Raw genomic sequence first — 23,978 nt, 5'->3', positions numbered from 1 at the left:
ACCTGCGGAACACGGCAGAGAGCGGCGAGCGGCGACCGTTCAGGGTCCTGCGAACTCGACAGGGACCGTCAGAGCGGCAATGCATGCACACGCTGGGCGCATCGAGCAAATTGAGGCGTCGCCGTTGGTCGTGCGGATACGGTGCCCGCTGTGGACGTCGACCTCCGCGTCTTAGACACGGTGATGAGGGCGTCCAGACGCGCTCGCCTCACGCGCTCACAGCTTCATGCGAATCGACAACCCGAAAGGAACTAGGAATGCGCATAGAGGGCATGCAGATTGATGGGCCTTTCAAGCGTTTCGGCTCGTTGAGAATGTCATCCATTAGTGCGACTACTGAGCTGGTTGTGATGTTGGGGCCGAATGGCTCGGGCAAGTCCTCGGTATTCGACGCGTTTCTGTCATGGGCCAGGGATCATGGTCGTGCGGCGCGTGGCAGGATCTCCGACACTTACTTCAATGCCGAAGCGACAGCGGTTGGAAGGCCTCAACTCAAATTCCACGAATCGGAAGCTGATGCCGATGGAACACCAGTGGGACGACGCATTCACTTGAGGACTGCACATCGCAATACGCCGGAGGTCGTGACCAACGAGGTGCAGAAGGTCAACAAGCTTGGAGAGTCCAATCGACTCGATCGGATGATTGAGACAGACAGTGCGTTGCGTGAGCACTACCAGCGCATCGTCTCAAGATTCCTGCCCATTCTTTCGAGGCTTGATGGCGACGCGAGTGATGACCTGCAAGAGATCCGTGAATGGCTTGCGCCTGTACAGGAGGCGCTGATTCGCGTCCTGCCGCATTTGGAGTTCACCAACCTCGGCGACCCAACGAGCGAAGGCTCATATCATTTTGAACGCGATGGAATTCGGGCCTTTCGGTACGAGAATCTCTCGGGCGGTGAGAAAGCAGTCTTCGATCTGCTCCTTGACGTACATGTGGCCGTATCGGAACTAGCCAGCCCCGTGGTGTGCCTTGACGAGCCCGAACTACACCTGAATCCAGCCGTTCAAGCAAGCGTCCTGTCGGAGCTACTCGGCCTGATGCCTGACGGAGCGCAATTGTGGATCGCAACGCACTCGGTCGGAATGATCCGCCGGGCCTTCGATGTCGCCGCAAAGGACCCCGGTACCGTTGCTTTCTTGGACTTCGGAAATGTTGCGGGACCGCTGCCCGAAGTTGATATTGAACCCGTGGTGCCGTCACGACAACTCCTGCGGGGCGCCCTGGAAGTAGCGCTCGACGACCTTGCAGGACTGATCGCCCCAGAAATCGTCGTGCTGTGCGAAGGACAGCCTGGCTCCACTGGAAACGCTGCTTGGGACCAGCGGTGCTACCGACAGATATTCCGCAACCTGTACCAGCGTGTCGATTTTGTTCCGTGCGGCGGAAAGGGCCAGCTCAACGCGGCATCAGAGATCGCAGCTGTGATTGCCCCCGGCACGCGTGTACTGCGGCTCAGGGACCGAGACGACCTTCCGGATGACGACCGCAAGCGACTTCTCTCCCAAGACAGCCATCTCAGAATTCTCCAGCGCAACTCGCTCGAATCGTATCTCTTGGACGACGAAGTACTTGCCAAGCTGGTAACCGAGCGCGGTGACCGAGTGGGAACGGCGCTGATGAAACTGCAATCAGCCCGCGATCATTCGGTAACGGCGAGAGGAAGCGCGAAAGCCGCGCTAGGCGAAGTCTTCCAAGCTGCTCAAACGGTATTGTGCGATATGGAAAACCTCGGTGAAAACAAGCACCAATTCGGCTCAGGCATATTGGCGCCGCTCATTTCACCGGATATGTCGACATATCAAGAACTCGAAGGCATTCTTGCTCTTGACGCAGTTACCTAACACCTATTTCAGGGACAATTGCGGCTCGAAAGACCGCACACGGCATCACGACCGTGATCGCCGACAGCGCCTATGCGAACAGGACCAACTCGGAAGCCGCGTACCGGCGAAGCGTCGCAGCACGCCTTCAGACCGAATACGCAATCACAAGCCTGAAGGCCCGCCGCGGCCTCGAAGCAAACGCCTGCCGCAAACACGGCCTGACAGCGCACCACATGGCAGCGCTGCTCAGAGCCGTCGCACACAACCGCAGAATTGGACGCGACATGACGTGAACCGTGCGGAAGTGGGTGGGGATGTAGCTGTGCTGTTTCGTCGCTACCGGCGTCATGCGACGCTGGCGCGGGGGTCAGCCGTGCCCAGGACCCTCCAGCGGCTCAAAGAGGTCGAGTCCGCCTCCCTCTGGGGCAACCACGCCGACCCAATCGTCCAGAAAGAGCGGGCCGTCGTAACCATCAGGGTGTTGCGCTCGAATTTGGGCTGCTTGCTGACGGAGGCTCTCAGCGATGTGTGTTAGGGCGTCCTGGTAGAACGCTCGGCCACTGTCGGCAGGCCGCTGGCCGTCTTCCGTGGCCACACGCTCCAGTTCATCGGCGTGTGTCCCAAGCTCGTCGAGACTCATGTACGCGAGTGCCTGCAGATAAGCACGACGCGCGGCAGCAAGCTCGCCCGCCAATTCGTTCGATGTGGGTGGTTGCGGAAGTGACATCAGTCGAACGCTATTGCTGCGCCGCCTTCGCGGCGACCTTTTTCCCGACTGCTTGCCGTCGCGAAGCAGAGTCGGCGATTCTTGGACTGCTAGCGCTGTCGTTGTAGCACTATCAGCGACACCACGAACGTGGTCAGGTACATCCAACCGTGGAACTCGGGGGAATGCAGCATCGCGTTGCCGAACACGGTCACCCAGAGTCTTGTCTGTGGGATGACTTGTTCGGGATTGGCGATGTGCGCCGACAGCAGCAGGCCAGCGAGCGCGACCAGGCATGCGAGCAGCACCACAAGCGGATCGGTGGCGTCGGAGTCGTCGTCGGCAGGAGCAAGCTCAGTGTCGTGAACCTGTGTCGGCATCGACAATGGCTCGTCCAGCACGGCGTCTGGATTCCTAGACCAAGCAGCCGATGCGCTCGGAACGGCTCGTGCCGCAGTAAGGCCGAGGCTCTCGACGGTGTTGTATCGGTTCGTGTCGAATGCGCCGATGTAGTCGGCGGCTCGTTTGATGTCGGCCCCAATGTCATACGCGCGGTTCGCGGTGGTGAGGCTGAGGCTTTCGACGGTGTTGTATCGGTTCGTGTCGAATGCGCCGATGTAGTCGGCGGCTCGTTTGATGTCGGCCCCAATGTCATACGCGCGGTTCGCGGTGGTGAGGCTGAGGCTTTCGACGGTGTTGTATCGGTTCGTGTCGAATGCGCCGATGTAGTCGGCGGCTCGTTTGATGTCGGCCCCAATGTCATACGCGCGGTTCGCGGTGGTGAGGCTGAGGCTTTCGACGGTGTTGTATCGGTTCGTGTCGATCGCGCCGATGATGTCGACGGCTCGTTCGATGCCGGTCTGCACGGTTTCGGCGAGTGTGGACTGCGCGAAAGCGACAGCGGTGCCGATGTCGCCGATCAGGTCCGCGACATGGGTCGGCTCAGCGAACATCTCTCTGGCTTGGCGTTCGGCCTCGTACATCTTCGATGCTGCGCTGCATGCTTGAGCGATGTCGGCCTGTTCGGCGATCATTTGCCTGGCTTGGCGTTCGGCCCGGTACATCTCCGAGACTGCGCTGCTTGCTTGGTCAAGGGCGCTGGTCCGCAGGGACTCGCCGAGCGTGATCTGGGCGCGAGCGTACGCACGGTCGACGCCGCCGAGCACATCGGTTGCTCGGCGCTGCTCGTCGAACTGTCGTGATGGCATCTCGCTCCTTGCCGCGAGCGTAACGGTCGTTCGACCTCGGTCGGGGGCAGTTTCGAACCAGCACCAGCTATAGAGGCTGCACCTGTCCGATCTGCTGTGGAACCCCGACCCTCACTGGACCGCCGGATACTCCGCAGGCACACGCTGTCGGCATGCCCGCTGCGTCTCGACGGGGCGACCCGGAAACTGAATCGCCGAATGCAGAGGCTTAGGCGGGCTAGCACCCAGGCGCGTTCGTCGAGCTTGATGAGATCAGCGGAAGAATCCCTAGTTGGTCGGCGTGAACTTGAAGAGCCTTCGCGGTTTTGTGGGATCGGGCTGCTGGGCTCGGTGTTGTCAGGCTGTGTGATGAGGATGCCGCGGGCTTCGAAGTCGGCGTAGTTGGTGAATCGGTGGGCTTTGCGGCGCAGGACCTGCGGCAGGTTGTCGGTCCGGTCGATTCGGCCGTTGGGGGGCCGTGGGGCTCGGTGCCAGTCGAGGATTTCCTCGTGCCAGGCGAGGAACGTGTCGACGATGTCGCTGAACTCGGGTATCTGGCCGGTGCGGTAGATGTCCGCGAACCGGTCGAGCGCTTCGAGGGCGCCTTTTCGGTCCTTGGCGAGGTAGAGGCCGTGCAGCTCGCCGAGCGCTGCCCATGCAGCCTTGAGCCTCGGGTGGGCGGCGAAGAGGCCGTCGAGGCGTGCTCGCTCGGTGGCGTCGAGCGTGTCGGGGCGGCCCATGAGCAAGAACCGTGCCCGGAACACTTCGGGGTCGAACGCCGGGGTGGAGCCCTCGGGGCGGCGCTGGACGTCGCGGCGCACCGCGGTCAGCCCCGCTGCGAACCATCTGATGACCCGGTACCGGTCCAGCACGTGGCGGGCGCGGCCGAGCCGCCGTTCGATTGCTGCCTTGTACGCCTTGGAGCCGTCGGACACCACGACCTTCACGCCCTTGCACCATCTGTGCCCCTGGGAGGCCAGGAACCCCCACAGCGCCTGGGCGTTGCGGTGGGGCACCATCGCGAGCACCTCGCCGGTGTCGCCGTTCACGAGCACCGTCACGTACCGGTGCCCACGGCGGATCGAGGTCCCCTCCACCAAAAGCAGCCGGCATCTCCGCCGCCGCCGGCGGTCCGCGACCAGCCCCGCATAGACGACCACCAGCGCATTGACCAGACCCCAGCCCAGCCGGCGGCGGCGGGCCGCCGCGTTGACCGTCATCGCCCGCGCGTCCTGGACCACACGACGGGCCAGCCGGGCCGTGAGACGGCCCTCGAACGCCGGGCGGTCCTCGCAGAACCGACCGCCGCACGGCCCCCACACCAGCCGCCGCCGCCGCCACACCAGCGTCACCGGCCGACCCGACACCTCCAGATCGCGCACCTTGTTGTCGCGGCGGCCATGCACCCGCCCGCTCGGCGTCGCGCAGCGCGGCCACTTCGCACCCAGCACTGTCGAGACGACCCCCACCGCCAGCCGCTCGGGCAAGTCGACCAACACCCCCAGCACCCCCACCTGCGCCAGCCACAGCCGCACCCACACAACATCTCTCGCCATCGAGACCCTCCAGGGCTCGGCGCCTGCAAACACCGAACCCAGCAGGGCCTCGACCCCTACCCAAGGACCCCCAACCCACCGTCATCCCAAAAAATCGCGAAGAGCCACAAAACAGCAATAGACCGGCGGCTCGGCCACGCCCGCCACGTCCTGGACCGGTTCCACGTCATCAGATGGTTCGCGGCGGGGCTCACCGCGGTGCGCCGAGACGTGCAGCGCCGCCCCGAAGGGTCCAAGCCCGCGTTCGACCCTGACGTGTTCCGATCCAGGTTCTTGCTCATGCGCCGGCCCGACAAGCTCGACGCCGCCGAGCAGAAACGGCTCGACGCGCTGTTCGAGACCCATCCGCGGCTCAAGGCAGCCTGGGAGGCGCTCGGCGGGCTGCACCAGCTCTATCTCGCCAAAGACCGCAAAGGCGCCCTCGAAGCGCTCGACCGGTTCGCGGACATCTACGACACCGGGCTGATCCCCGAGTTCAGCGACACCGTCGACACGTTCCTCGCGTGGCACAACCAGATCCTCGACTGGCACCGAGCAGGGCGGCCCAGCAACGGCCGCATCGAAGGGACCAACAACCTGCTCCAGGTCCTGCGCCGCAAAGCCCACGGCTTCACCAACTACGCCAACTTCGAAGCCCGCGGCCTTCTCCTAACATGAACCTCGCCGATCCCAGCAGCCCGAATCCCAAAAAAAGACGAAGGCTCGGGTATTCATAGGATGTGGTCTACGATTCGTCACCGGTGCTGGTTGGCATACTTGTCGCCAATGGTCTCCACGGCGATGCCGATTCGCTAACCCAAGTCAGAGGCAACCAGCAAGTCTCATTGTGTTGGGACGGGTCACCTAACCCGCGACGGACCCCAAGATCTGGCGATCTCAGTGAGGTGCCCCTGTGGGATTGCTATGCGCTCGTCGAGTGGAGGGCGCATCTCACCGGACCATTGGGCAGCGCTGGACAGGGCGGTACCGGGCCCTTAACGGCTCGCGATCACTTGATCGATGACCCCGTACTTCTTTGCGGCCTCGGCATCCATGATGAAGTCCCGCTCCGTATCGGCGCGGATGCGCTCGGGGTGCTGGCCGGTGTGGTACGCAGTGATTCGCTCGATCCGTTGGCGCAGCTGGTCGATCTCCCGGGCCCGCAGTTCGATGTCGGCCGCTTGGCCCATCGCCGAACCGTAGGGCTGACTCAATAGCACTCGCGCGTTGGGTAGCGCCATCCGCTTGCCCGGCGTGCCAGCGGCCAGCAGCACTGCAGCCGCTCCCGAGGCCTCTTCCAGGCAGACCGTCATGATGTCGTTGCGGACGGACTGGCTGGTGTCGTAGATGGTGAACAGCGAGCTGACGTCACCGCCCGGCGAGTTGATGTAGATGTTGATGTCCTTGTCCGGGTTCTCCCACTCGAGGTGAATCATCTGCGCGCACACCCGGTTGGCTATGACGTCGTCGATATACGTGCCCAGGAAGATGATGTTCTCCTTAATCAGCCGGGAGTCCAACTCGTGCGAGCGCTCACTCGCGAGCTGGTCAAGTCGTCGACGTGGCTTGCCCAAGGTGATGGAATCATCCGCGAACAGCCAAGAGGGGTCTTCCTCGGATGGCCAAAGGTACGGGCCGTGCGCACGCTCCCGCTGATTTGCCTGCCCCGAGAAGGCGAATGCACGACTGCGACCGGAATGCTGCGATTCGCTGGCGTGGAAACTCACAGCGCGCACAGTACAAGCCGCATGCGGGACACCAGTCCACAACGGGGACGGCTCATGACCCCAACACGGAGAGTGATTCACTTTGGCAAGTCGGCCTCGGCGAGCGGGCGCAGTCGGATGTCTGTCACACGGCTCGGCCGAACGCTTGGGCGCGGAGTTCGTCGACGACCTTGGGCGTCAGCGGGCGCCCTTCGCCTGACTCGAGCCCGTCAGCGATCAGCATTCGGAAGCGGCGTGCTGCCTCGGCCTGCTGATCGCGCCGGATCAGATCGCACAGGTGTTCATTGGTGTTGCCGTACTCGCCGCCTCGCACGCGCTGGTCAATGTAGTTGCGCATCGAATGGCCCATTCGCGGTGCGTGGGGTTTGGGCCGATGGGATCAGGCTGTGACTGTGTCGGTGACAGTCTCCGGCAAGATGACGATCTCGGGTTCCGCGCCGGCCAGGTCGGCGGCTGCTCGAATCATGTCCTCGAGTTCAGCGAGCGTGGCGACGTTGGCGAAGTAGGCGCACTCGCCGATGTCGCCCTCGAACACTGTCGGCTCACGCGGAGACGACGGCGAGTCCTTCGCGTTCGGCTGCTTCGGTGAGGCGTTGGCCCAGGCTCACGAACTGCAACGGAGCACCGAGTTGGTCGTGAACATGCAATGCGGCGCCGAGCTGAGCGGCGTCGGCAGCGCTAAGCGGATGCCGTGCCAGCACCGACGTCGCACGCGACCGCACGGCCAGCACCTCGACCACTTCGTGCCATGTAGCGCTGAACCCGTCCAAGCGGCTCATAAGGGCGCGGCGCTGCTCCCGCGAGAGGTCGCCCTCACGCGCTCGCCGCTCCACGGCGCTTGCGATCTCGACACGCGTCCATGCCCACGTTGCGATGACACCGTCCTCGCCCAGCCACGACCGCACCACCTCAGACGTCGCCTCGGCAACCAAGAGCGGCACCAGCGCCGAGGTGTCCCAATACCTCACACACGATCCTCTCTTTCGGCGGCCAACGCTTCGGTGAGGCTGATCGGGACCTGCAAGGGAGGCTCGTCGAGCACGTCCGCGGCATCTCCGTGCCCCGCCCGAAGCACACCCGAGGTGATCAAACGGCTCAGGTGCTCGTCCTCGGGCTCAGCGCCCATCTCGCGCTCCATGACCCCGCGCAGCCCCTTTGCTCAGGCGAATGTGATCCGCTCGCGGAGCCACCCTGCGAGGGAGTCCTCGTCGATGTCCCCGGCTGCCACGGCGAGCATTGTGTGTTCTGCGTCGTCTACATCTGGTGGATCGGGATCCCAGCGTCCACCATTGAGGTCGATGAACACGACGAGTGCTGCCCAAGCTGCTCGCTTGTTGCCATCTGGCAGCGGATGGTTGCGCGCCAAGCGCCAGCAGAGCACCGCTGCCTTGTCCATCAAGTCCGAGTAGAAGTCCGTCCCGCCATAGCTTGCTTGCGGGGCGTGCAGCGCCGAATCCGCCAATTCGACACGAGCAGACCTAGATAGCTCTTCAGCCCGAATTCCAGTGACCTGCTCGGCAAGCCAGAAGTACTCAGCGATGCTCAGATACCGCGTCACCGCGCGAGCCGCTCAAGCAGCTCGCGATCTCTCTCAAGCAGACGTTTCGCCGTGGACGTGAAGTCGTCGTCTGCGCGTACCCGCCCGATCTCGGCGCGCAACGAGTCGACAATGAGCTGATTCATGCTCGAACCCTGGACCCGGGCGACAACCTCAGCCTCCTGCGCCAGATCGTCCGGCAGCCGGACCGTCGTCTGTCTTGTCATGAGATCATGATATCGCGATACCACTCATGAGCACGCGCACGCGCCTGGAAGCGGGCATCCACGCAGAAAGGCGTGTAGGCCGCTACGTGCTTTGGTGTCTCTGCAACGACCGTGATCCTTCCGTGCCCGACGAGACCCTCATGGATATGTACCTCGATGGCACCCCGAGACTCGAAGCAGACGGGTTGATGACTGGCCGCACCAGGTCGTTATGTCGAAACCGTGCGGCGGATGTCTTTCATCATCAGGAGCAGATGCAGGGGGTCAGTCCGGGAGGGCTCGAACTCCGGGATCAGATGCAGGTAGAAGGCTCGGGCCTCATCGGATTCGGCGTGAATCAGCAGGCCTCTGCAGCCGACAGTCCGTCCCGCAGCCGACGCTCGCCGCATGACGTCTGCCAAGAGTCCTGCGCCCAGTCCCTGCCCCTCGTGGCTGGTCGACACGCCTAGCCGCGCGAGCAAGGCGACCGGCTGCGGATACTTGCCGGCGCCAACGCGCAGCCTGTCGGGCGCGTCGCTGGGGGAAATGCTCGCCATGCACCAGGCGTAATAGGCGACCACCTCGGCGCTGTCGGCGGGCGTGACCACGAACACCCGTGTCGTGCCGGTCGCATGGGCCTGACGGCCAAACCGCCGAAGCCAGCGCGTCTGCGCAGCGGATCGGCAGACGAAGCCCGAAACGTCGTCCGCAGATTCCAGCAGGCGAGGCGACCGGTACCCGGTCGTCACTCTTCGACGAACGGCGACGCGCGGGACATGAGCGACCGCAAGCCGACGAGCTCGCGGGCGGGCCGCCGATTCAGCTCGTCCCACACACGACGACCGTCGTCATCGAGCGCGAACTCCGTCCGGTCCGCCAGCGCGTCATGAGCCGCGATGCGCAGGCTGCTCAACACGAAATCGCTCAGCAGCACACCCGTGGCGGCCACTGCGTCGTCGATGAGCCGACGCTCCTCGGGCGTCATGCGCACCTCGAGGCGTGCGCTGCGCACCCGGTTCGCTGTGTCTGCCATGGCGCCTGCTCCCGTTCCGCTCCACCGTGCTCGACAGTGTACGGCCATCATCCGGCCACGCTGAGGACGACGATACCGCCACTGATCGGGGCCAGTGGCTTGATTTTCGTGGCATCGCTGACGTGAGCACGCTCACGGTGCTGTCCGGCGGCGACAACTTGCGTCTCATCGCCCTTGACTCAGGTCGCCCAGCATCGATTCGAGATCTTGAGCGTCTGCCTAGAGACGGCCACATCGACATAGTCGCCTCATTCGAAGTAGAACCAGCCGAACGGAAAACGTGCCAGCCGCCGGGACCGCAGGCCGTCGATGCCGCCTTCGGCCAGCCAGTTCCCGCTGCCGCAGTCCTGCCCGGCGATTACGACCTGTGCCACGTCATGCGCTCCGTCGGGAGCGCAACCGGCCGTGAGAGTTACGCAAGCGCGTGATCTGTCGGCGCGGCGGGTATGGCGTCCATGCCGTCGCGGACATCAACAACCCGCAATCCTGAGACCGTGCTCACGTCTCGAATTGCCTGCCGGATGGCGTCCCAGCGAGTCGGGGCTTCGCGGTCAAACTCGACGGTGCGATGGCCGATGCTGGCATCGGTGCAACCCGCCTCGTAGAGCGTTTCGAGATTGTCGTCGTCAAGCAGGTCAAGCCCGTCGGTGACCAGCACGAAGTGATGGACGGGGCTGCGTTCCGTCGAAGGTTGCTGAGTCATGGCCCCTCGCCGATTCTCTGGCACCGCCGGATGCGCCCTTGCAGTCTACGCGCCTCATTGCCACCGCTTCGAGGCGTGCCAGACACCGACACGGCGCAATCCAAGTGCGCACGCTGCTCGGAGTACGGGCAGAACGCCTTTCCCCAAGCGTGCGCCGAGCGGCTTCGGGCGCGTTCGATCCGCCAACCCGCCTCGCTCATCGCCTCAAGCGCAGCGTTGACGTCCTTGTCGGGATGACGTTCCGATCCAGCGGGCATCGGGCGAGAGTAGGGAGACGGACTTTGCCAGCCCGAACCATTTTCCGGGACCGGCGGTGCTGGGCTAGAACAGCGCAATAAGTTCGGCATCTTCTACGAGTTGTCGGTGCCGCGGCCGTTCAGCCGGGCCAACGAGTGGCTGACATACCACAACGCGCTCGAACAGTGCCGGGTGGCCGACGAGCTGGTGTTCGACCTCGTCTGGGCCGTGGAACTCCACTTCCTTGAGGAATACTCGCACTGCACTGCGAGTGCTTGGGCTTCATTGGTGTGCTACCTGCCACTTTATTGGCCTATGAACTGCCACTTTGTTGGCATATCATCGAGGTGTGGCAGTTCGGAGGCACGTATGAGCGTTGTCGGGGATGCCGTCGGGTTGGCACCGGACGGTTACCGGCCTCGCGTGGTGGACGAGGAACTGCGTAAGGCGCTGCGGGTGATGCCTGCTGTAGTGGTGGAGGGGCCGCGTGCGTGCGGCAAGACGTGGACAGGCCGGCGGTTCGCCGGCAGCGCCGTGTTCGTCGATGAGAGCGTCGACTCGTCGCTCGCGGCAGGGATGAGCGCAGCGGCGCTGCTCGACGGGCCGACGCCGCGTCTGGTGGATGAGTGGCAGCTCGCCCCGGGGATCTGGAACGCTATGCGCAGAGCATGCGACGCGCGGGGACAGCCCGGCCAGTTCATCCTGACCGGTTCGGCTGACCCGCCAGATGACCTCACCCGCCATTCGGGGGCGGGTCGGGTGATGCGGGTACGGATGCGCCCGATGAGCCTGCACGAAAGCGGCGACTCGGCCGGTGCAGTGTCGCTGCACGGGCTGCTGGAAGGCGAGCCGTGCCGCGCCGCCGACGCCGGGCATGAACTCACCGACGTGCTCGCGCTGGGGTGTCGGGGCGGCTGGCCGCAGATGCTCGACGCAGACCTCGACCTCGCCGTCCGGGCGCACAGCGCCTACCTGGGCGAGATCAGCCGCACCGACGTGTCGCGTGTGGACGGGGTTCAGCGCGACCCGGTGCGCGTCGGCCGGCTGCTGAATTCGGTCGCCCGCAACGTGGCCACCGAGGTCCGCCACACAGTGCTCGCTGCCGACACCGCGGCGCCTGGCGAGCCGCCGGTCGAGCGTCGCACCGTGGCCGGCTACCTGGCCGCGCTCGCCCGCCTGTTCGTGGCGGAGGAGATACCTGCATGGCGGCCCCACATCGCCTCGCGGGCCCAAGCGCGCCGCTCGCCCAAGCTCATGCTGTGCGATCCCTCGCTCACCGCCGCCGCGCTCGGCATCGGCACTGATCATCTGCTGGCCGATCTCGCCTTCGCGGGACGGTTCTTCGAGTCGCTGGTGCTGCGGGACCTGCTGGTGTACGCCCAAGCCAACCGCTGCGCGCTGTCGCACTACCGCGACAGCCACCACCTCGAAGCCGACGCCATCGTCGAGCACCCCGACGGACGCTGGGCTGCACTCGAGATCAAGCTCGGCGGCGCGCAGGCCATCGACCACGCCGCCAAGAGCCTGCTGAGGCTCCGAGACAGGATCGACCAGTCCCGCACCGGACCCCTCGCCCGGCTCGCCGTCATCACCGCCACCGGCTACGCCTACGAACGCCCCGACGGCATCGCCGTGGCCCCCATCACCGCTCTCGCCCCCTGACCTGGAAGTGCTCGATCACCAGATGGCTGAAACGGCGCCGAACGAGCTTGCGGAGCGCTCCATGCTGCCCTCGGAGTACTTCCGGCGACAGTTCTACGGCTGCTTCTGGTTCGAGCGATCCACCGTGAAGCCGACCGTGGGCTACGTCGGCGCGCAGTCGTTGATGTTCGAGACCGACTTCCCGCACCCCACCTGCCTGTACCCCAGCGACGACCACGACTTGGCCAGAGCCCTCGAAGGAATCCCCCTCGGCGACGTCGAGCGAATCATGTCCCTCAACGCCGCAGAGCTCTACCGCATCGACATCTGACCCGCGCTCGCTCCTATCAACCTCCTGATCAGCACCGCTTGCAAGAAGCCCAGGTCAGATGAACTCAAGTCGGCAGCGCCCATCCCAGAAGAACACGAAGGCTCCGAGAACGACGATGATGCGCACCGATCCGACGGTGGACGGTGTTGAAGCGGAGTTGGACGAAATTCTGACGGAACGGTTGACGGAAGCAGATTTGCCTTCCATTCAGAAGCAGCCTGTGGCAGGCGAGATGGCGATGATGGACTTGGCCTGGATCATTGAGCTGGTCAGCACGGTCCGCAAGAGTCTGATCCAGGCGGTGACTCAGGCGAACAGGGAAGCGCAGGAACGGGAGGCGACTGCGGCTCCGCAGGGGGCACCGGAGACGCAGCCCGGTCTATCGATGCCGGACATCGGAGCGGAGCAGCCGGAAGGCGGGCAGCTTCCAGGGCCGATGCCTCCGATGCGTGAAGTGCTCGCAGGGCTTGGACGGAGACAAGCGCGATGAATATCCATTGGGAGCCGCTTGAGCGTGTCAGTTTGAGGGAGGCCGGGAAGACGCGCTGCGACTGCGGGAAGCCGGGCTTATGGCGTGCTCACGGTTTCGGGCTGAAAGCGAAGCGTCTGTGCTACGACTGTGAGCGAGTCTGGGAGCCGGAGGAAGGGTTCGGCGGGATGCCGCGTTATGAGACCGGGGAGGAGTGGCATGGCTAAACGCATGACAAAACCTGTCAGAACTGGTCCTGCGTACGAGCACGCGGCGAACGCGCTCAGCAGGCTGTCTTGTCGCCGACCGTTGCGGGACCGGGGCCGGTGCTGAACTCGTCACCGGTTCCGGGGTGGAATCAGGTGCGTCATTACTGATACGGGGGCCACTGCGCGCTATGAGGTCGTCAAGACCTTCCCGCAGCGCGGGCCGATGCGACAATACCGATTGACCTCAGCCACGTCGTTTAGGTGCTTTCGCTGTGGTCAGGCCAAGACCTCGAAGCTCATGACGGTCTTCCGGCAAGACTGGAATCGCTTGCTGTGCAACGGGTGCTACGGGCGCCTGCTCTCGCTTCACGACACTCGCGCCGGAGCGACTGACGATTCAGAACTTGCTGACCGTCTCGCTGAAGAACTGCTGGCGCTTGTATCTGAGGAAGAACTGCGCAAAGCCGTTCAGTTGCTTCGAACCCGGATCAGCGGGATCGACCAGCTCACCGAACGGTCCCAACGATTGCTCGCGACTTCGGAATTCGTAGCACGGCATCTCGCCAATGCCACGGGCCTTGACTGGTCAGCGGCGGTTGTCGGCATGTGCAAGGCAGTGGAGGTCGAACTCGTGGAGCGTTTGGTCGCACCCTTGGCAGCCGAATGTCGTGGCCTTGACCTCGACGATGATGCGCACGACAAGGATCTCGGGCGAATCGCCCGCTTCTGTATAGGGCGGTCACGCACGCCGCCTGAATTGGGCACGATTCGCCACTGTCTCCAAACGGCGAGCTACTCCCGATCGCGACGGGACACGAGCAATCTCCTGCGGGCATTGCGTCGGACGATGAGCCGGTGGCCCGATTCGCCATGGCTGCTCCAACCAGACGGGGCTCTCGCCGTCTTGGAGCAGGTGACGACGCAGTACCGGAACCGTGCAGTGCATACCGACGAACTGCAACAAGCGGATTTCGATGCCTGCTTTGACTTGGTGCTCGGTGACCGCGGCTTGATGTGGGAACTCGTACGCGCTACCGAGACGAGATGACGAACCCACTTGACAAGGGGGCATCTAACCGTCCCGGCATTCCGCATGCAAGTAGGCGGCGTGCCGGGATGTCCAGGTGAATCCTCATCAGGCCGCATGGCAGCGTATGTACTTCCTGCCTGATCGGCATGGACAAGGATCGTCCGCTTGCAGGCTCTCCGTCGGGCGAATGCCGCCGGACGTGAGCATCCCATGGCGTTCGAGAATCGACCATCGCTCATCGCTGGGCAGTTGTAGCTCGGCGGCGTCTCCGTCGATCAGCGCAAATTTCCGGAAGACGTAACCACTCTTGGTGCTCAACCGAGCCAACAAGAGTGATACCCCCGGACCGTAGAGGTCATCCAGCTCTTCATGGCGGGTAGCGGTGTAGGCGAAGACATAGGCCGAAAAGTGCTCGGAACTGCTCCAGTTGGCAGCCTGATCAAAGAAGAACAGCAACCGGTGATGTGATGGAGGAATCTGACAAACACCCGAGACGGCATGGCCGACGACGTCTGCCTTGCAGACCTTGTGCAGCAAAGTCCGGGCCGTTTCGACCCTCACCGTGACTGGAATCGCATCGATCACCTCGATCGCACGACGCGTGGCATCCGGATCGAGGTCGCCGTTTGGTCCCGCCGCCACGGCAATATCCGAGTCGATCCAGTCGTCCAGAGTGGCAATGACCTGCTCTTCCCGAGGCGAGAGGCCCATGGATGGCAGCACGGGATAACCACCTTCCTGCCGTACCAACTCATTGTCGGCCGCAGCGAGATTGGCGTAGCGAACCGCCTCCTTCGCGAGCTCGATCTGGAGGGTCTGCGCGTCGATGGCTCGATGCACGTAATCGATGACACCGGAAGTCGAACGGACGAGGCTGTTGAGCGTGTACCAATCGTCGAGGGTCATCACAATCGTCCTTGAGTCCTCACATGTGGCATCGATCCCCAGAGGGCAATCTGGCATGTCGAGCAGGACAACACCCGGCCACGTACGCTCGCTATCGGCGGAGAGTGTGAGTGGACGGCCGCGTCGTGAGGTCAACTGAAGTTCCGGCACCGAAGCAAGTGTGCGCCGAGTGCCACGAACTTGGCTGGCCGCCTTGCCGATGTGCTTCCGTGCCCATGCAGACTGACGATCCAAGTCGGGAGGAGTGCGGGGGCTTCGCGCCTTCGTCTGGAGAATCACGCCTCGTCCCTGCGAGATGAGGAGGCCGTCCGAGACCTCGCGCCTAGCTTTGCCCTTCGGCAGAATCACCGGTTCGTAGACGAAGTCTGGTACGCCCAAGTCGGCCACGTACCGGCGGGCTGCCTCTTCGCTCGCCGCTCCCCAGCTTGCTGTCATCGCGTCCCGGAGCTCAGCAGTTCAGATAGCGGCGACATCGCTTGGCCGGGACTTCCCAGCTGCGAGCGCCGGCTTATGAGAGAGAGCCCCTCGCAATTTTGGGCGACTATCGGGCTGATTCCCCATAGGGCCGATGATAAGGGCCGAAAGCCCGCCGACTCCGCTAGCCGCCGCATTGTCGGCCTGTGCTCGCTGAGCTCCTAGCTTGACATCAACGCCGAACAGCAGCATGAATCCAATAGTCCGCCTCCTCCAAGTCAGCGACCCCACAGCCTGCGCAAAACCCGAGATGAATCAACTCCCACAACCCAAGTCCAACAACGAGGGACCAGGCCACCAGCATCTCGACCACTTCAAGCCGTGTAGCGCTGAACGCGTCCGAGCGTCTTGAGATGCTGCGGCGTCGGTTCGCTGCCCCGGTTCCGCCGTCAGGCGAGCGGCCCAAGCGGACGTCTATGTCACAGATCGACAATGTCCACCAGGTCGATGAGGCCCTGCGGCTCGTACACCCGGAAGAACACCACAGCCGGGCCGACAACATCCCATGGGTCCATCGGGCCCTTGCCCAGCACCCGTGCTCCGGGCAGCACAGCCATTGGGGAATCGGCGAAGTCGGCCAGGTCCTCCAGCATCCCTGTGCGCTCAGCGATCCCCCGGCCAGCCGCCCAGGCGTCAAGACAACCGTTGCTGCTCGAGACCCGCCATGACACAGCTCAGGACACGCGAAGGGTGACAGGCTCACCATCGGCGACCCGGGCCGCGAGCTCGCGCAGCCCCTCCGCATCCAGCGAGTCCCTCGCGGCCCGCTCCGCGAAGTGCGGCTCTGCTGCCCTCGCCTCGGCATCGGACAGCCGCCTGTACGCCTCCGACAGCCTCTCCCCGCCGACCAAGCCCTCAAGCTCCATCCACGACTTGGCCAGCCGCCGCTCCGGAGCGCTAAGAGGCCGCGCCAATAGGCAACCATCCACCAGTCGTCGTGTTGGACCCGCTGTGATGCGGGGTGCTTTCCCGACCGACGACATGGTGGAGGTGCCTTGTCATCATGCGCGCTGTGACCAAGGCTGTGGTGGATGTCATGTGGGCGGCGGTAGAGCCGCTGATCTCGCGAGCCCCGGATCGGCACCCGTTGGGCTGTCACCGGCCCCGTGTTGGGCTTCCCCCGGAATCTAGGAGGCATGCTCTTAGATGAAAGGGGAGCTGTGCCTGAGACGAGAAGAAGGTTCGATCCGGAGTTCCGTGCTGGTGCGGTGAGGATCGTGATCGAGACCGGCAAGCCGATAGCGCAGGTCGCTCGGGATCTCGGCATTCATGCTGGGACGCTGGGCAACTGGGTCAATGCGCAGCGCCAGGATGCCGGCGAGGGAGCGTTGGACGTTGACGAGCGCGCCGAGCTGGTGCGGCTGCGGCGGCGCTGCGCCGAGCTGGAGATGGAGCGCGATGTGCTCAAACGATCCGTGGTCCTGTGGGTGAACGAGGCGACAAAGTGAGCGTGGCAGCCTTTGTCGCTTCCCAGAGGACCGGTCACGGCATCCCCCACGCGGTCGCATGCCGGGCCTTGGGGATCAGCGAGTCGTGGTTCTACCGGTGGCGCAACGGGCCGCCGTCAGGCATCGAGGCCCGCCGCGCCGCGCTGGACGCCGCAGTGCTGGCCTGCTTCGAGGGGTCCGACCGCACCTACGGGTCGCCTCGGATCTGGGTGCAGCTGCGCCGGGCAGGCCGGGCCGTGTCCCGCAAGTCGGTCGAGGCGTCGATGGCCCGCCAGGGCCTGCAAGCCCGCCCCAAGAAACGGCGACGCCCCGGCGGCGCCGTCGGCAACGCAGCTGCTGAGGACCTTCTCGGGCGCGATTTCACCGCCCCGGCGCCCGACCGGCGCTGGGTGGGGGACTTCAAGGAGATCCCCACCACGGAGGGCAAGGCGCACCTCGCCGCGGTCATGGACCTGTTCAGCCGGCGCATCGTGGGGTTCGCCACCTCGAACTCCTATCCCACCGCGAAGCTCGCCCAGGCCGCCATCGAGATGGCCGTGGCCACCAGAGGCGGCGACGTCGCAGGAGTCGTCTTCCACACCGACAAGGGATCCCAAGCCGGATTCAACCGGTCGTTGCAACACCGGGTTGTTGGAGGGATCGTAGGTGTTCGTCGAGGGCTTCGGCGGGTGTGCGCCAGCCGAGGGTCTTGCGTGGCCGGGTGTTGAGCGTGTGGGCGACGGCGTTGATCTCTTGTGCGGTCCATCGGGACAGGTCGGTGCCTTTGGGGAAGTAGTGGCGCAACAGTCCGTTGGTGTTCTCGTTGGTTCCTCGCTGCCAGGGGCTCTTGGGGTCGGCGAAGTAGACCGCGATGTTGGTCTCGACGGTGAACGCGGCGTGGGCTGAGAGCTCCTTGCCGCGGTCCCAGGTCAGTGACCGGCGCAGCTGTTCGGGCAGCGTGGTCATCGACGCTGCGAGCGCGTCCTTCATGGTGAGGGCGCCGTAGCCGGCGAGGGCCGGCCCGTTCTTGGTGCGGGGGATGACGCCGTAGCCCTCGGCGCGTGGCAGGTGGATCAGCATCGTGAACCGGGTAGTGCGCTCGACGAGGGTGCCGACCGCTGAGCGTTTCAGTCCGATGATCAGGTCGCCTTCCCAGTGTCCGGGGACGGCTCGGTCCTCGACTTCTGGGGGCCGTTGGCTGATCATCACCTCGGGTGTGACGTGAGCCCACGCGGTCTGGCGGGCCCGGGCCCGCGGCACCCGCAAGGCGCGCCCGCTGCGCAGGCAGGCGACCAGCTCGCGCTGCAGCGCTCCGCGGCCTTGCACATAGAGGGCCTGGTAGATCGCTTCATGGGAGATCCGCATGGACTCATCATCGGGGAAATCGACCCGCAGACGGTTCGAGATCTGCTCTGGGCTCCAGGCTTGCACCCAGCCGCGGTCGCCACGATGCGGCTTGTTCTTGCCGTTCCACTGCGGACCCTCGGGGCCCAGCACCCGGCCATCGGATGCCCTGACCCGCCCCGACAGGCGGTCCTGGACATAGCTGCGGAGCCGGTCGTTGGAGGCGAGCTTGGCCGCCTTGGGCCGCCGAGCGCGGCGCTCGGCATGCCACTGGGCGATCGTCGCTTTGTACTCGACACGCCAGGTCCTCGTCGACGCGTTCCGACGCAGCTCCCGCGAGATCGTCGACGGGCTCCGGCCCAGCCGGCGGGCGATCTCGCGCACGCCGACACCCTGGGCCCGATACAGCGCAATCTCTTCGCGCTCGCCGAATGACAGATATCGGCCCGACACCGTCGGGGCAAGGCATGGGTTCACACCGCCAGCGTGGCGGAACCACCGGAACCCAACCGGCGATGACACCCCCGCGACAGCCGCCGCGACGCCGGTCTTGTCCCCACGAGCGATCGCCGCCCAGAACCTCACCCGGTCCTGCCGCCACGCAACCGTCGGCCGCCCTGGCGACGGCACCTGGCCTCGATACAGCTGAACCTCCCGCTGCCTTTCCCGCATGGTCCCCACCTGACACCTCCATCATCGAGGTGTTGCGACGACCACTTGAATCCGGCCAATACACCGCCGCGGACTTCGCCCAAGCCTGCGACAAGCTCGGCGTCACCCGCTCAACGGGTCGGGTCGGCTGCGCCCTGGACAACGCAGCAGCCGAGTCGTTCTTCTCCACCCTCACCCACGAACTGATCCGCCGCCGCAGATGGATCACACGCCGCCAGGCACGCAGAGACATCGCCAGATGGATCACCGACTGGTACAACACCCGACGGCTCCACAGCACACTCGACATGACCAGCCCGACCGACTACGAAATAGCCAACACAGACTGACCAACCCTCCACGATTTGGGGGGAAGCCCATGTGTCGGATCGGCTGTGTTTGCGGGGGATGATCATCCGGCTGGTGACGGGCTGCTCGTGGGTGACCGCGGAGGCGTTGTTGGACTGTGAGGTGTCTGACACCACGCTGCGCCGCCGTCGTGATGAATGGGTCGCCTTGGGGGTCTTCGACAAGATCGCCGCGGAGGCGATCGCCGCGTGGGATCGCATCATGGGCCTGCGGCTGGCTGATGTGTGCATCGACGGGTCGACCCACAAAGCCCCCTGCGGCGGCCCCGGGACCGGCAAAAGCCCTGTCGACCGGCGAAAACTCGGCTGGAAGTGGTCGCTGGCGGTCGATGGGGCCGGCATCCCAGTCGCATGGGCCGCTGACGGCGCGAACCGCAACGACATCATGCTGTTCGAGCCCACCGCGGCACAGATCGCTCACCAAGGGCTGCATCACGACATCGACACCTTCCACCTCGACCGCGGCTACCACGGCACCCGCGTCGACACCGCCGCAGCGCAGATGGCCATCACCAGCATCGAGCGACCCGCCAAACGCAAACCCCGCAACGGCCCCAGCGAACCCGCCCCAGCGCCGCTGGGGCTGCGCTGGACCGTCGAGCGCTCCAACTCATGGCTGTCCAACTACGGACAGCTCCGCCGCAACACCGACCGCCGCACCGAGCACCGACTCGCCCAACTCGCCCTCACCGTCGCCCTCATCATCACCATCAAACTCATCGACCACCGCAACCGATGGCAACCCCACTGACCGCCTATTGGCGCATCCTCTTAGTCGCAGCGCCGGATGCTCCCAGTCGACGAAACGCCAGTCGACATCAGCAGCCATCACGAGCAGCCAGAACACCTCCGTCTGCACAGCAGGCGAAGAGAACCTGTTCACCGCCGCAGCGATGTCAGGCAGCACTGCGAGCATCTGCTCGAGCTGTCTGGCGGGCACTGCTCCCTCCCCGCGGCCATGGATGCATCTCCACCATACCGACACACGGATTGTGCCCTCAGCGTCCGAAGCCCGGACATCCCTGCGTCGGCTCGGGCGCTGCTCGGAGGTCCGGGCGTCGCAGTGGTCCGGCCCCGATACCGCCGCTGACCAGCGGATGATCCCGAGAGCTCAGACCGCTACGTGCTGCATTGCCTCGGAGACCAGGCACCGTGCCAACGAGACTTCCCTCCGGCGGGCCTCGATGATGTGCCGCCGGACGCATTGGAACGAGACCTCTCGATGGGGCCGGTGCTCGAACGAATCCGATCCCACCCCGACGCAGAACCCGTCCACCTCCTCGTCGCCAGCGAGCCAGCGTTGGCGAAGTAGGCGCACTCACCGATATCGCCCTCAACCAGCCAGTCCCTGTTGCCGCCGTCCTCCCTAGCGATAACGACCTGTGCGATGTCATTCCCTCCGTCGGGAAACTCAGAGCAATGCCGCAACCTCATCGTCGGTCAGACGCCGGCCAGCGATTGCACGGCTGGTTGCGGGGTGACAGTCATGCGCACTGCGGATCTGGGTCTCGTGGGCCTTCGGGCTACAGTGCTCGCGGTGCCGAACGAGATCGACCGGCTACTCAACGACGACCTGCTGCTCAAGATGCACAAGGCCTGCATGAGCACCCGCGACCTCGTGGCCAGGAACCCGATCGAGGCTGATCTCTGGGACGGTTATCTCGTCGCGCAGGCATGGCCGTTCGTCACTGCCCTGTACAGCGGCGTGGAGCAGGCACTCAAGATGTTGCTGATGACCACCGATCCACCCCACACGCTTGATGAGTTGAAGAATCCGCCCTACGGCCACGATCTGAGTCGGCTCTATTCCGCGTTGTCGCCCGAGGACGCAGAACACATCGAACTGCACTTCCGCGAGCACCGGAGCCTGTTCGAGTACCTGCAACAGCACGACAAGTGCGCGACGGCGGAGCCGTTCATCGCACACATCAATGGCGATGACACGGCGAGCGGGCATATCTGGTGGAGATACACGCTGATCGACCCGGAGTTGCATCCGCCTCCCACGGACCTGTGGACTATGTGCGAGGTGTGGCAGGCGATCTGCTGCTGTCTTTGGACCCGGCGATCTGACCAAGGTCGCCCCTGCGAGCGACGACTGAGCCAACGTCTGTTGTCGCCGCTGAGGGACATCGCGAACAGGGCCACCGCCTCCTACAGCGATTTCGGGCCCGATCTCGCCAGTTGGATGTCGCACCTCGATGGTGACGATCTTGCCGCCTGGGTAGACCTCCTAGTCAAGTCAAGTCGTGGTTCGATGGATCAGGTGCATGCACCGGAAGCTCTCCGTGGCGACCTCGACAAGATGGCACAGCGAGCCATTGAACACCTGTCGGGCCGAAGCACCATCCCGGACGAGCAGCTGCTTCTGCTACCTGCAAGTCAGCGAGATCGGATTCAAGCAAACCGCCAAATCGCCAACCCGGACGAGCAGATGCTCCTGCGACGAGTCCAGCGAACCGACCGCGACCTCACTTGGGACCCGCACACCCGAGAATTCTTTTGGGCAGGCGAATCTTCGACCGGCTACTCGGAAGCGGGACTGTCCCGATCCGCGGAGTGAGTGCTGCTATGCGATTGAAGCGTCGAATTGCGGTAGCGGTGCTGTCGCTGAGCTTGCTGGCAGCCTGCTCGGAAGATGCATCCGCTCCGCGGCTCGCCGATGAGTCCTCTTCCGGTAGCAGCCCCGATGTCGTAGCCACAGGTGCCGACGATGCCCCAATGCTCGCCGATGGGCCCTCTTCGGGCGGCGGCTTCATTTCGGTTACAGCTGGGGCAGGCCATTGGTGCGGGCTGCGTCTTGACGGCTCGATTCGCTGCTGGGGGTACAACGACAAGGGGCAAGCGTCGCCGCCGGACGACGAATTCGTTGCCGTTGACGCGGGGAGAAATCACACCTGCGGGCTGCGCATCGACGGAGCTGTTGAATGCTGGGGCAGCGATAACGGCGGACAAGCGTCGCCGCCCAGCGACCGATTCGCATCACTCGACGTCGGGTTGGGGTTGTTGGCTCACGGATGCGGGTTGCGTGGCAACGGCACAGCACGCTGTTGGGGAGACAACAGCGCTGGACAGGCATCCCCACCCGACGGCGTGTTCGCCGCGGTCGCGGCTGGACTCGATCACTCGTGCGGGCTGCGCGTCGGTGGTCAAGTCGAGTGCTGGGGCCAAGACGACTACGGGCAAACGTCGCCGCCGGACGGAGTGTTCGCATCTGTCTCGCTCGCATTTGGCTATTCGTGCGGGCTGCGCATCAGCGGTGCCATCGAGTGCTGGGGCCGCGAGGAATTCGGATTGACGTCTCCGCCTGGCGGCGAGTTCGCCGCGGTCGCGGCTGCATGGTCTCACTCGTGCGGGCTGCGCACTGACGGCACACTCCAGTGTTGGGGAGACAACACAGCTGGACAGGCATCCCCACCCGACGGCGAGTTCGTCGCTGTCTCTGTCGGCTTGGGACTTTCGTGCGGGCTGCGCCCTGATAGTGGGGTTGAGTGCTGGGGCGACAACCGCGGCGGCTCGGCGTCGCCAGCCAGTCGCGACAAGTTCACTTCGATTGATGCCGGAGGGCATCACTCGTGCGGGCTGCGCGCCGACGGTGCCGTCGTGTGCTGGGGTTCGGACTGGGACGGGCAGGCGTCGCCACCAGGTGGCGAGTTTGCCGCGGTCGCGACGGGAGGGACTCTTTCAGAGGCTCGCTCGTGCGGGCTGCGCGTCGACGGCGCTGTCGAATGCTGGGGTAGCGACGACTTTGGGGAAGCGTCGCCGAGGCCTCCCTTCCGGTTTGAATCATTCGCCTCGCTTGACGTCGGGGCATCATTCGACTTCTCGGCTGGTCACGTATGCGGGTTGCTTATCAACGGCACAGCCCATTGTTGGGGGGAGAACCGCGACGGGCAGGCGTCGCCGCCCGACGGCGAGTTTGCCACGATCGCGACTGGAGGGAGTCGCTCGTGCGGGCTGCGTGTCGACGGCGCCGTCGAATGCTGGGGCCAAGACCACTACGGGCAGGCGTCGCCACCGGACGGCGAATTCGCATCTGTCTCGCTCGGCGATGACTACTCGTGTGGGCTGCGCACTGACGGCACCATTGAGTGCTGGGGCCAAGACTACTACGGGCAGGGGTCGCCGCCAGACGGCGCGTTCGCGGCCATTGCTATTGGTTATGAACATTCGTGCGGGCTGCGCACCGGCGGCACCATCGAGTGCTGGGGCAGCGACGACCTCGGGCAAGCGTCGCCGCCAGACGGCGTGTTCGCGGCGGTTGCTGCCGGCGGTAGACATTCGTGCGGCATGCGCCTTGATGGCACGGTCCAGTGTTGGGGCTGGGACAGGTTCGGACAGGCCACGCCACCCAGCGACGAGCCGAGTCCCACCAACTGGGCCGAACCGGCTCCACCACCTGGGCCGGATGATTCGAGTTCGTGAATC

31 protein-coding genes are annotated in these 23,978 nt (G+C 64.6%); 12 read left to right on the top strand and 19 right to left on the bottom strand.

What is annotated here, in order from left to right; translation table 11 throughout:
* Nucleotides 1-257 precede the first annotated feature (257 nt).
* Nucleotides 258-1,847 carry an AAA family ATPase gene (locus ACOCMM_RS04635; protein WP_419552019.1) on the top strand — a complete coding sequence of 530 codons (1,590 nt, stop codon included), beginning with the start codon at nt 258-260 and terminating at the stop codon, nt 1,845-1,847.
* A gap of 349 nt (nt 1,848-2,196) precedes the next feature.
* Here the strand turns inward: ACOCMM_RS04635 and ACOCMM_RS04630 are convergent, their stop codons facing one another.
* The 3 genes from ACOCMM_RS04630 to ACOCMM_RS04620 form a co-directional block, all read right to left on the bottom strand.
* A complete protein-coding gene (locus ACOCMM_RS04630; RefSeq protein ID WP_419552018.1) occupies nt 2,197-2,556 on the bottom strand; it encodes a hypothetical protein in 360 nt (119 codons plus the stop codon).
* Nucleotides 2,557-2,645: 89 nt separating this feature from the next.
* Entirely contained in the window at nt 2,646-3,569 is a 924-nt protein-coding gene (locus tag ACOCMM_RS04625) for a hypothetical protein (protein ID WP_419552017.1), read from the bottom strand.
* On the bottom strand, nt 3,566-5,278 hold the full coding sequence (locus tag ACOCMM_RS04620; RefSeq protein ID WP_419552016.1) for an ISL3 family transposase: 1,713 nt from the start codon (nt 5,276-5,278) through the stop codon (nt 3,566-3,568). The genes ACOCMM_RS04625 and ACOCMM_RS04620 overlap by 4 nt, the downstream gene beginning before the upstream one ends.
* Between ACOCMM_RS04620 and ACOCMM_RS04615 the strand changes: the two genes are divergently transcribed.
* Nucleotides 5,237-5,935 carry an ISL3 family transposase gene (locus ACOCMM_RS04615; protein ID WP_419554821.1) on the top strand — a complete coding sequence of 233 codons (699 nt, stop codon included), beginning with the start codon at nt 5,237-5,239 and terminating at the stop codon, nt 5,933-5,935. The genes ACOCMM_RS04620 and ACOCMM_RS04615 overlap by 42 nt on opposite strands.
* Before the next feature lie 317 nt (nt 5,936-6,252).
* Here ACOCMM_RS04615 and ACOCMM_RS04610 read toward each other — a convergent pair whose 3' ends face one another.
* The 12 genes from ACOCMM_RS04610 to ACOCMM_RS04555 form a co-directional block, all read right to left on the bottom strand.
* Nucleotides 6,253-6,984, bottom strand: a complete 732-nt coding sequence (locus tag ACOCMM_RS04610) for a ClpP family protease (protein ID WP_419552015.1) — start codon at nt 6,982-6,984, stop codon at nt 6,253-6,255.
* A gap of 124 nt (nt 6,985-7,108) precedes the next feature.
* Nucleotides 7,109-7,321: a ribbon-helix-helix domain-containing protein gene (locus ACOCMM_RS04605; RefSeq protein ID WP_419552014.1), complete on the bottom strand. Its 213-nt coding sequence runs from the start codon at nt 7,319-7,321 to the stop codon at nt 7,109-7,111.
* A gap of 42 nt (nt 7,322-7,363) precedes the next feature.
* Nucleotides 7,364-7,519: a hypothetical protein gene (locus tag ACOCMM_RS04600; RefSeq protein WP_419552013.1), complete on the bottom strand. Its 156-nt coding sequence runs from the start codon at nt 7,517-7,519 to the stop codon at nt 7,364-7,366.
* Nucleotides 7,520-7,526: 7 nt separating this feature from the next.
* Nucleotides 7,527-7,952, bottom strand: a complete 426-nt coding sequence (locus ACOCMM_RS04595; protein ID WP_419552012.1) for a type II toxin-antitoxin system VapC family toxin — start codon at nt 7,950-7,952, stop codon at nt 7,527-7,529.
* A complete protein-coding gene (locus tag ACOCMM_RS04590) occupies nt 7,949-8,110 on the bottom strand; it encodes a hypothetical protein (protein ID WP_419552011.1) in 162 nt (53 codons plus the stop codon). Before ACOCMM_RS04590 ends, ACOCMM_RS04595 begins: the two co-directional genes overlap by 4 nt.
* Nucleotides 8,111-8,143: 33 nt before the next feature.
* The gene (locus ACOCMM_RS04585) at nt 8,144-8,542 is read right to left on the bottom strand and encodes a type II toxin-antitoxin system death-on-curing family toxin (protein WP_419552010.1); all 399 of its coding nucleotides are present in this window, start codon (nt 8,540-8,542) and stop codon (nt 8,144-8,146) included.
* Nucleotides 8,539-8,748 (bottom strand): hypothetical protein, encoded by a 210-nt coding sequence (locus ACOCMM_RS04580; protein ID WP_419551964.1) that lies wholly within the window; start codon nt 8,746-8,748, stop codon nt 8,539-8,541. Before ACOCMM_RS04580 ends, ACOCMM_RS04585 begins: the two co-directional genes overlap by 4 nt.
* Nucleotides 8,749-8,957: 209 nt before the next feature.
* A complete protein-coding gene (locus tag ACOCMM_RS04575) occupies nt 8,958-9,476 on the bottom strand; it encodes a GNAT family N-acetyltransferase (RefSeq protein WP_419552009.1) in 519 nt (172 codons plus the stop codon).
* Nucleotides 9,473-9,760 (bottom strand): DUF1778 domain-containing protein, encoded by a 288-nt coding sequence (locus tag ACOCMM_RS04570; RefSeq protein ID WP_419552008.1) that lies wholly within the window; start codon nt 9,758-9,760, stop codon nt 9,473-9,475. The genes ACOCMM_RS04575 and ACOCMM_RS04570 overlap by 4 nt, the downstream gene beginning before the upstream one ends.
* A gap of 248 nt (nt 9,761-10,008) precedes the next feature.
* Complete coding sequence (locus tag ACOCMM_RS04565; protein ID WP_419552007.1) at nt 10,009-10,134, bottom strand: hypothetical protein; 126 nt, start codon at nt 10,132-10,134, stop codon at nt 10,009-10,011.
* Between the two features lie 38 nt (nt 10,135-10,172).
* The gene (locus ACOCMM_RS04560) at nt 10,173-10,463 is read right to left on the bottom strand and encodes a hypothetical protein (RefSeq protein ID WP_419552006.1); all 291 of its coding nucleotides are present in this window, start codon (nt 10,461-10,463) and stop codon (nt 10,173-10,175) included.
* Nucleotides 10,460-10,720, bottom strand: coding sequence for a hypothetical protein (locus ACOCMM_RS04555; protein ID WP_419552005.1), 261 nt, complete (start codon nt 10,718-10,720; stop codon nt 10,460-10,462). Before ACOCMM_RS04555 ends, ACOCMM_RS04560 begins: the two co-directional genes overlap by 4 nt.
* A 349-nt stretch (nt 10,721-11,069) precedes the next feature.
* Between ACOCMM_RS04555 and ACOCMM_RS04550 the strand changes: the two genes are divergently transcribed.
* The 4 genes from ACOCMM_RS04550 to ACOCMM_RS04535 all read left to right on the top strand — a co-directional run bounded on the left by ACOCMM_RS04550 (nt 11,070) and on the right by ACOCMM_RS04535 (nt 14,398).
* Entirely contained in the window at nt 11,070-12,362 is a 1,293-nt protein-coding gene (locus tag ACOCMM_RS04550; RefSeq protein WP_419552004.1) for an ATP-binding protein, read from the top strand.
* A 22-nt stretch (nt 12,363-12,384) separates the two neighbouring features.
* A complete protein-coding gene (locus ACOCMM_RS04545; protein WP_419552003.1) occupies nt 12,385-12,672 on the top strand; it encodes an amidohydrolase family protein in 288 nt (95 codons plus the stop codon).
* 115 nt (nt 12,673-12,787) lie between these two features.
* Nucleotides 12,788-13,162: a hypothetical protein gene (locus tag ACOCMM_RS04540; protein ID WP_419552002.1), complete on the top strand. Its 375-nt coding sequence runs from the start codon at nt 12,788-12,790 to the stop codon at nt 13,160-13,162.
* 486 nt (nt 13,163-13,648) lie between these two features.
* Nucleotides 13,649-14,398 carry a hypothetical protein gene (locus ACOCMM_RS04535; RefSeq protein WP_419552001.1) on the top strand — a complete coding sequence of 250 codons (750 nt, stop codon included), beginning with the start codon at nt 13,649-13,651 and terminating at the stop codon, nt 14,396-14,398.
* An 87-nt stretch (nt 14,399-14,485) separates the two neighbouring features.
* On the opposite strand, the gene ACOCMM_RS04530 is transcribed toward ACOCMM_RS04535, so the two are convergent.
* From ACOCMM_RS04530 to ACOCMM_RS04520, 3 genes are all read right to left on the bottom strand, one after another.
* The gene (locus ACOCMM_RS04530; RefSeq protein WP_419552000.1) at nt 14,486-15,286 is read right to left on the bottom strand and encodes an SEC-C metal-binding domain-containing protein; all 801 of its coding nucleotides are present in this window, start codon (nt 15,284-15,286) and stop codon (nt 14,486-14,488) included.
* 893 nt (nt 15,287-16,179) lie between these two features.
* Nucleotides 16,180-16,353, bottom strand: a complete 174-nt coding sequence (locus ACOCMM_RS04525) for a hypothetical protein (protein ID WP_419551999.1) — start codon at nt 16,351-16,353, stop codon at nt 16,180-16,182.
* 81 nt (nt 16,354-16,434) lie between these two features.
* Nucleotides 16,435-16,674 (bottom strand): hypothetical protein, encoded by a 240-nt coding sequence (locus ACOCMM_RS04520; RefSeq protein ID WP_419551998.1) that lies wholly within the window; start codon nt 16,672-16,674, stop codon nt 16,435-16,437.
* Nucleotides 16,675-16,920: 246 nt separating this feature from the next.
* On the opposite strand from ACOCMM_RS04520, the gene ACOCMM_RS04515 reads away from it, so the two are divergent.
* Nucleotides 16,921-17,208: a transposase gene (locus ACOCMM_RS04515; RefSeq protein ID WP_419551997.1), complete on the top strand. Its 288-nt coding sequence runs from the start codon at nt 16,921-16,923 to the stop codon at nt 17,206-17,208.
* Nucleotides 17,205-17,915: an IS3 family transposase gene (locus ACOCMM_RS04510; RefSeq protein ID WP_419551996.1), complete on the top strand. Its 711-nt coding sequence runs from the start codon at nt 17,205-17,207 to the stop codon at nt 17,913-17,915. The genes ACOCMM_RS04515 and ACOCMM_RS04510 overlap by 4 nt, the downstream gene beginning before the upstream one ends.
* On the opposite strand, the gene ACOCMM_RS04505 is transcribed toward ACOCMM_RS04510, so the two are convergent.
* Complete coding sequence (locus tag ACOCMM_RS04505) at nt 17,812-19,203, bottom strand: IS30 family transposase (RefSeq protein ID WP_419551995.1); 1,392 nt, start codon at nt 19,201-19,203, stop codon at nt 17,812-17,814. The genes ACOCMM_RS04510 and ACOCMM_RS04505 overlap by 104 nt on opposite strands.
* A gap of 32 nt (nt 19,204-19,235) precedes the next feature.
* Between ACOCMM_RS04505 and ACOCMM_RS04500 the strand changes: the two genes are divergently transcribed.
* The 4 genes from ACOCMM_RS04500 (at nt 19,236) to ACOCMM_RS04485 (ending at nt 23,975) form a co-directional block, all read left to right on the top strand.
* Nucleotides 19,236-19,532: an integrase core domain-containing protein gene (locus ACOCMM_RS04500; RefSeq protein WP_419551994.1), complete on the top strand. Its 297-nt coding sequence runs from the start codon at nt 19,236-19,238 to the stop codon at nt 19,530-19,532.
* A 31-nt stretch (nt 19,533-19,563) separates the two neighbouring features.
* Entirely contained in the window at nt 19,564-20,301 is a 738-nt protein-coding gene (locus tag ACOCMM_RS04495) for a transposase (protein ID WP_419551993.1), read from the top strand.
* 735 nt (nt 20,302-21,036) lie between these two features.
* Entirely contained in the window at nt 21,037-22,113 is a 1,077-nt protein-coding gene (locus ACOCMM_RS04490; RefSeq protein WP_419551992.1) for a hypothetical protein, read from the top strand.
* Nucleotides 22,114-22,121: 8 nt separating this feature from the next.
* Complete coding sequence (locus ACOCMM_RS04485; RefSeq protein ID WP_419551991.1) at nt 22,122-23,975, top strand: RCC1 domain-containing protein; 1,854 nt, start codon at nt 22,122-22,124, stop codon at nt 23,973-23,975.
* Nucleotides 23,976-23,978 lie beyond the last annotated feature (3 nt).

This window comes from Candidatus Poriferisodalis sp., assembly GCF_965198245.1.
GTDB lineage: Bacteria > Actinomycetota > Acidimicrobiia > Acidimicrobiales > Poriferisodalaceae > Poriferisodalis.
Note: the sequence above shows the minus strand (reverse complement) of the source record. Positions and strands in the feature narration are given on the sequence as shown.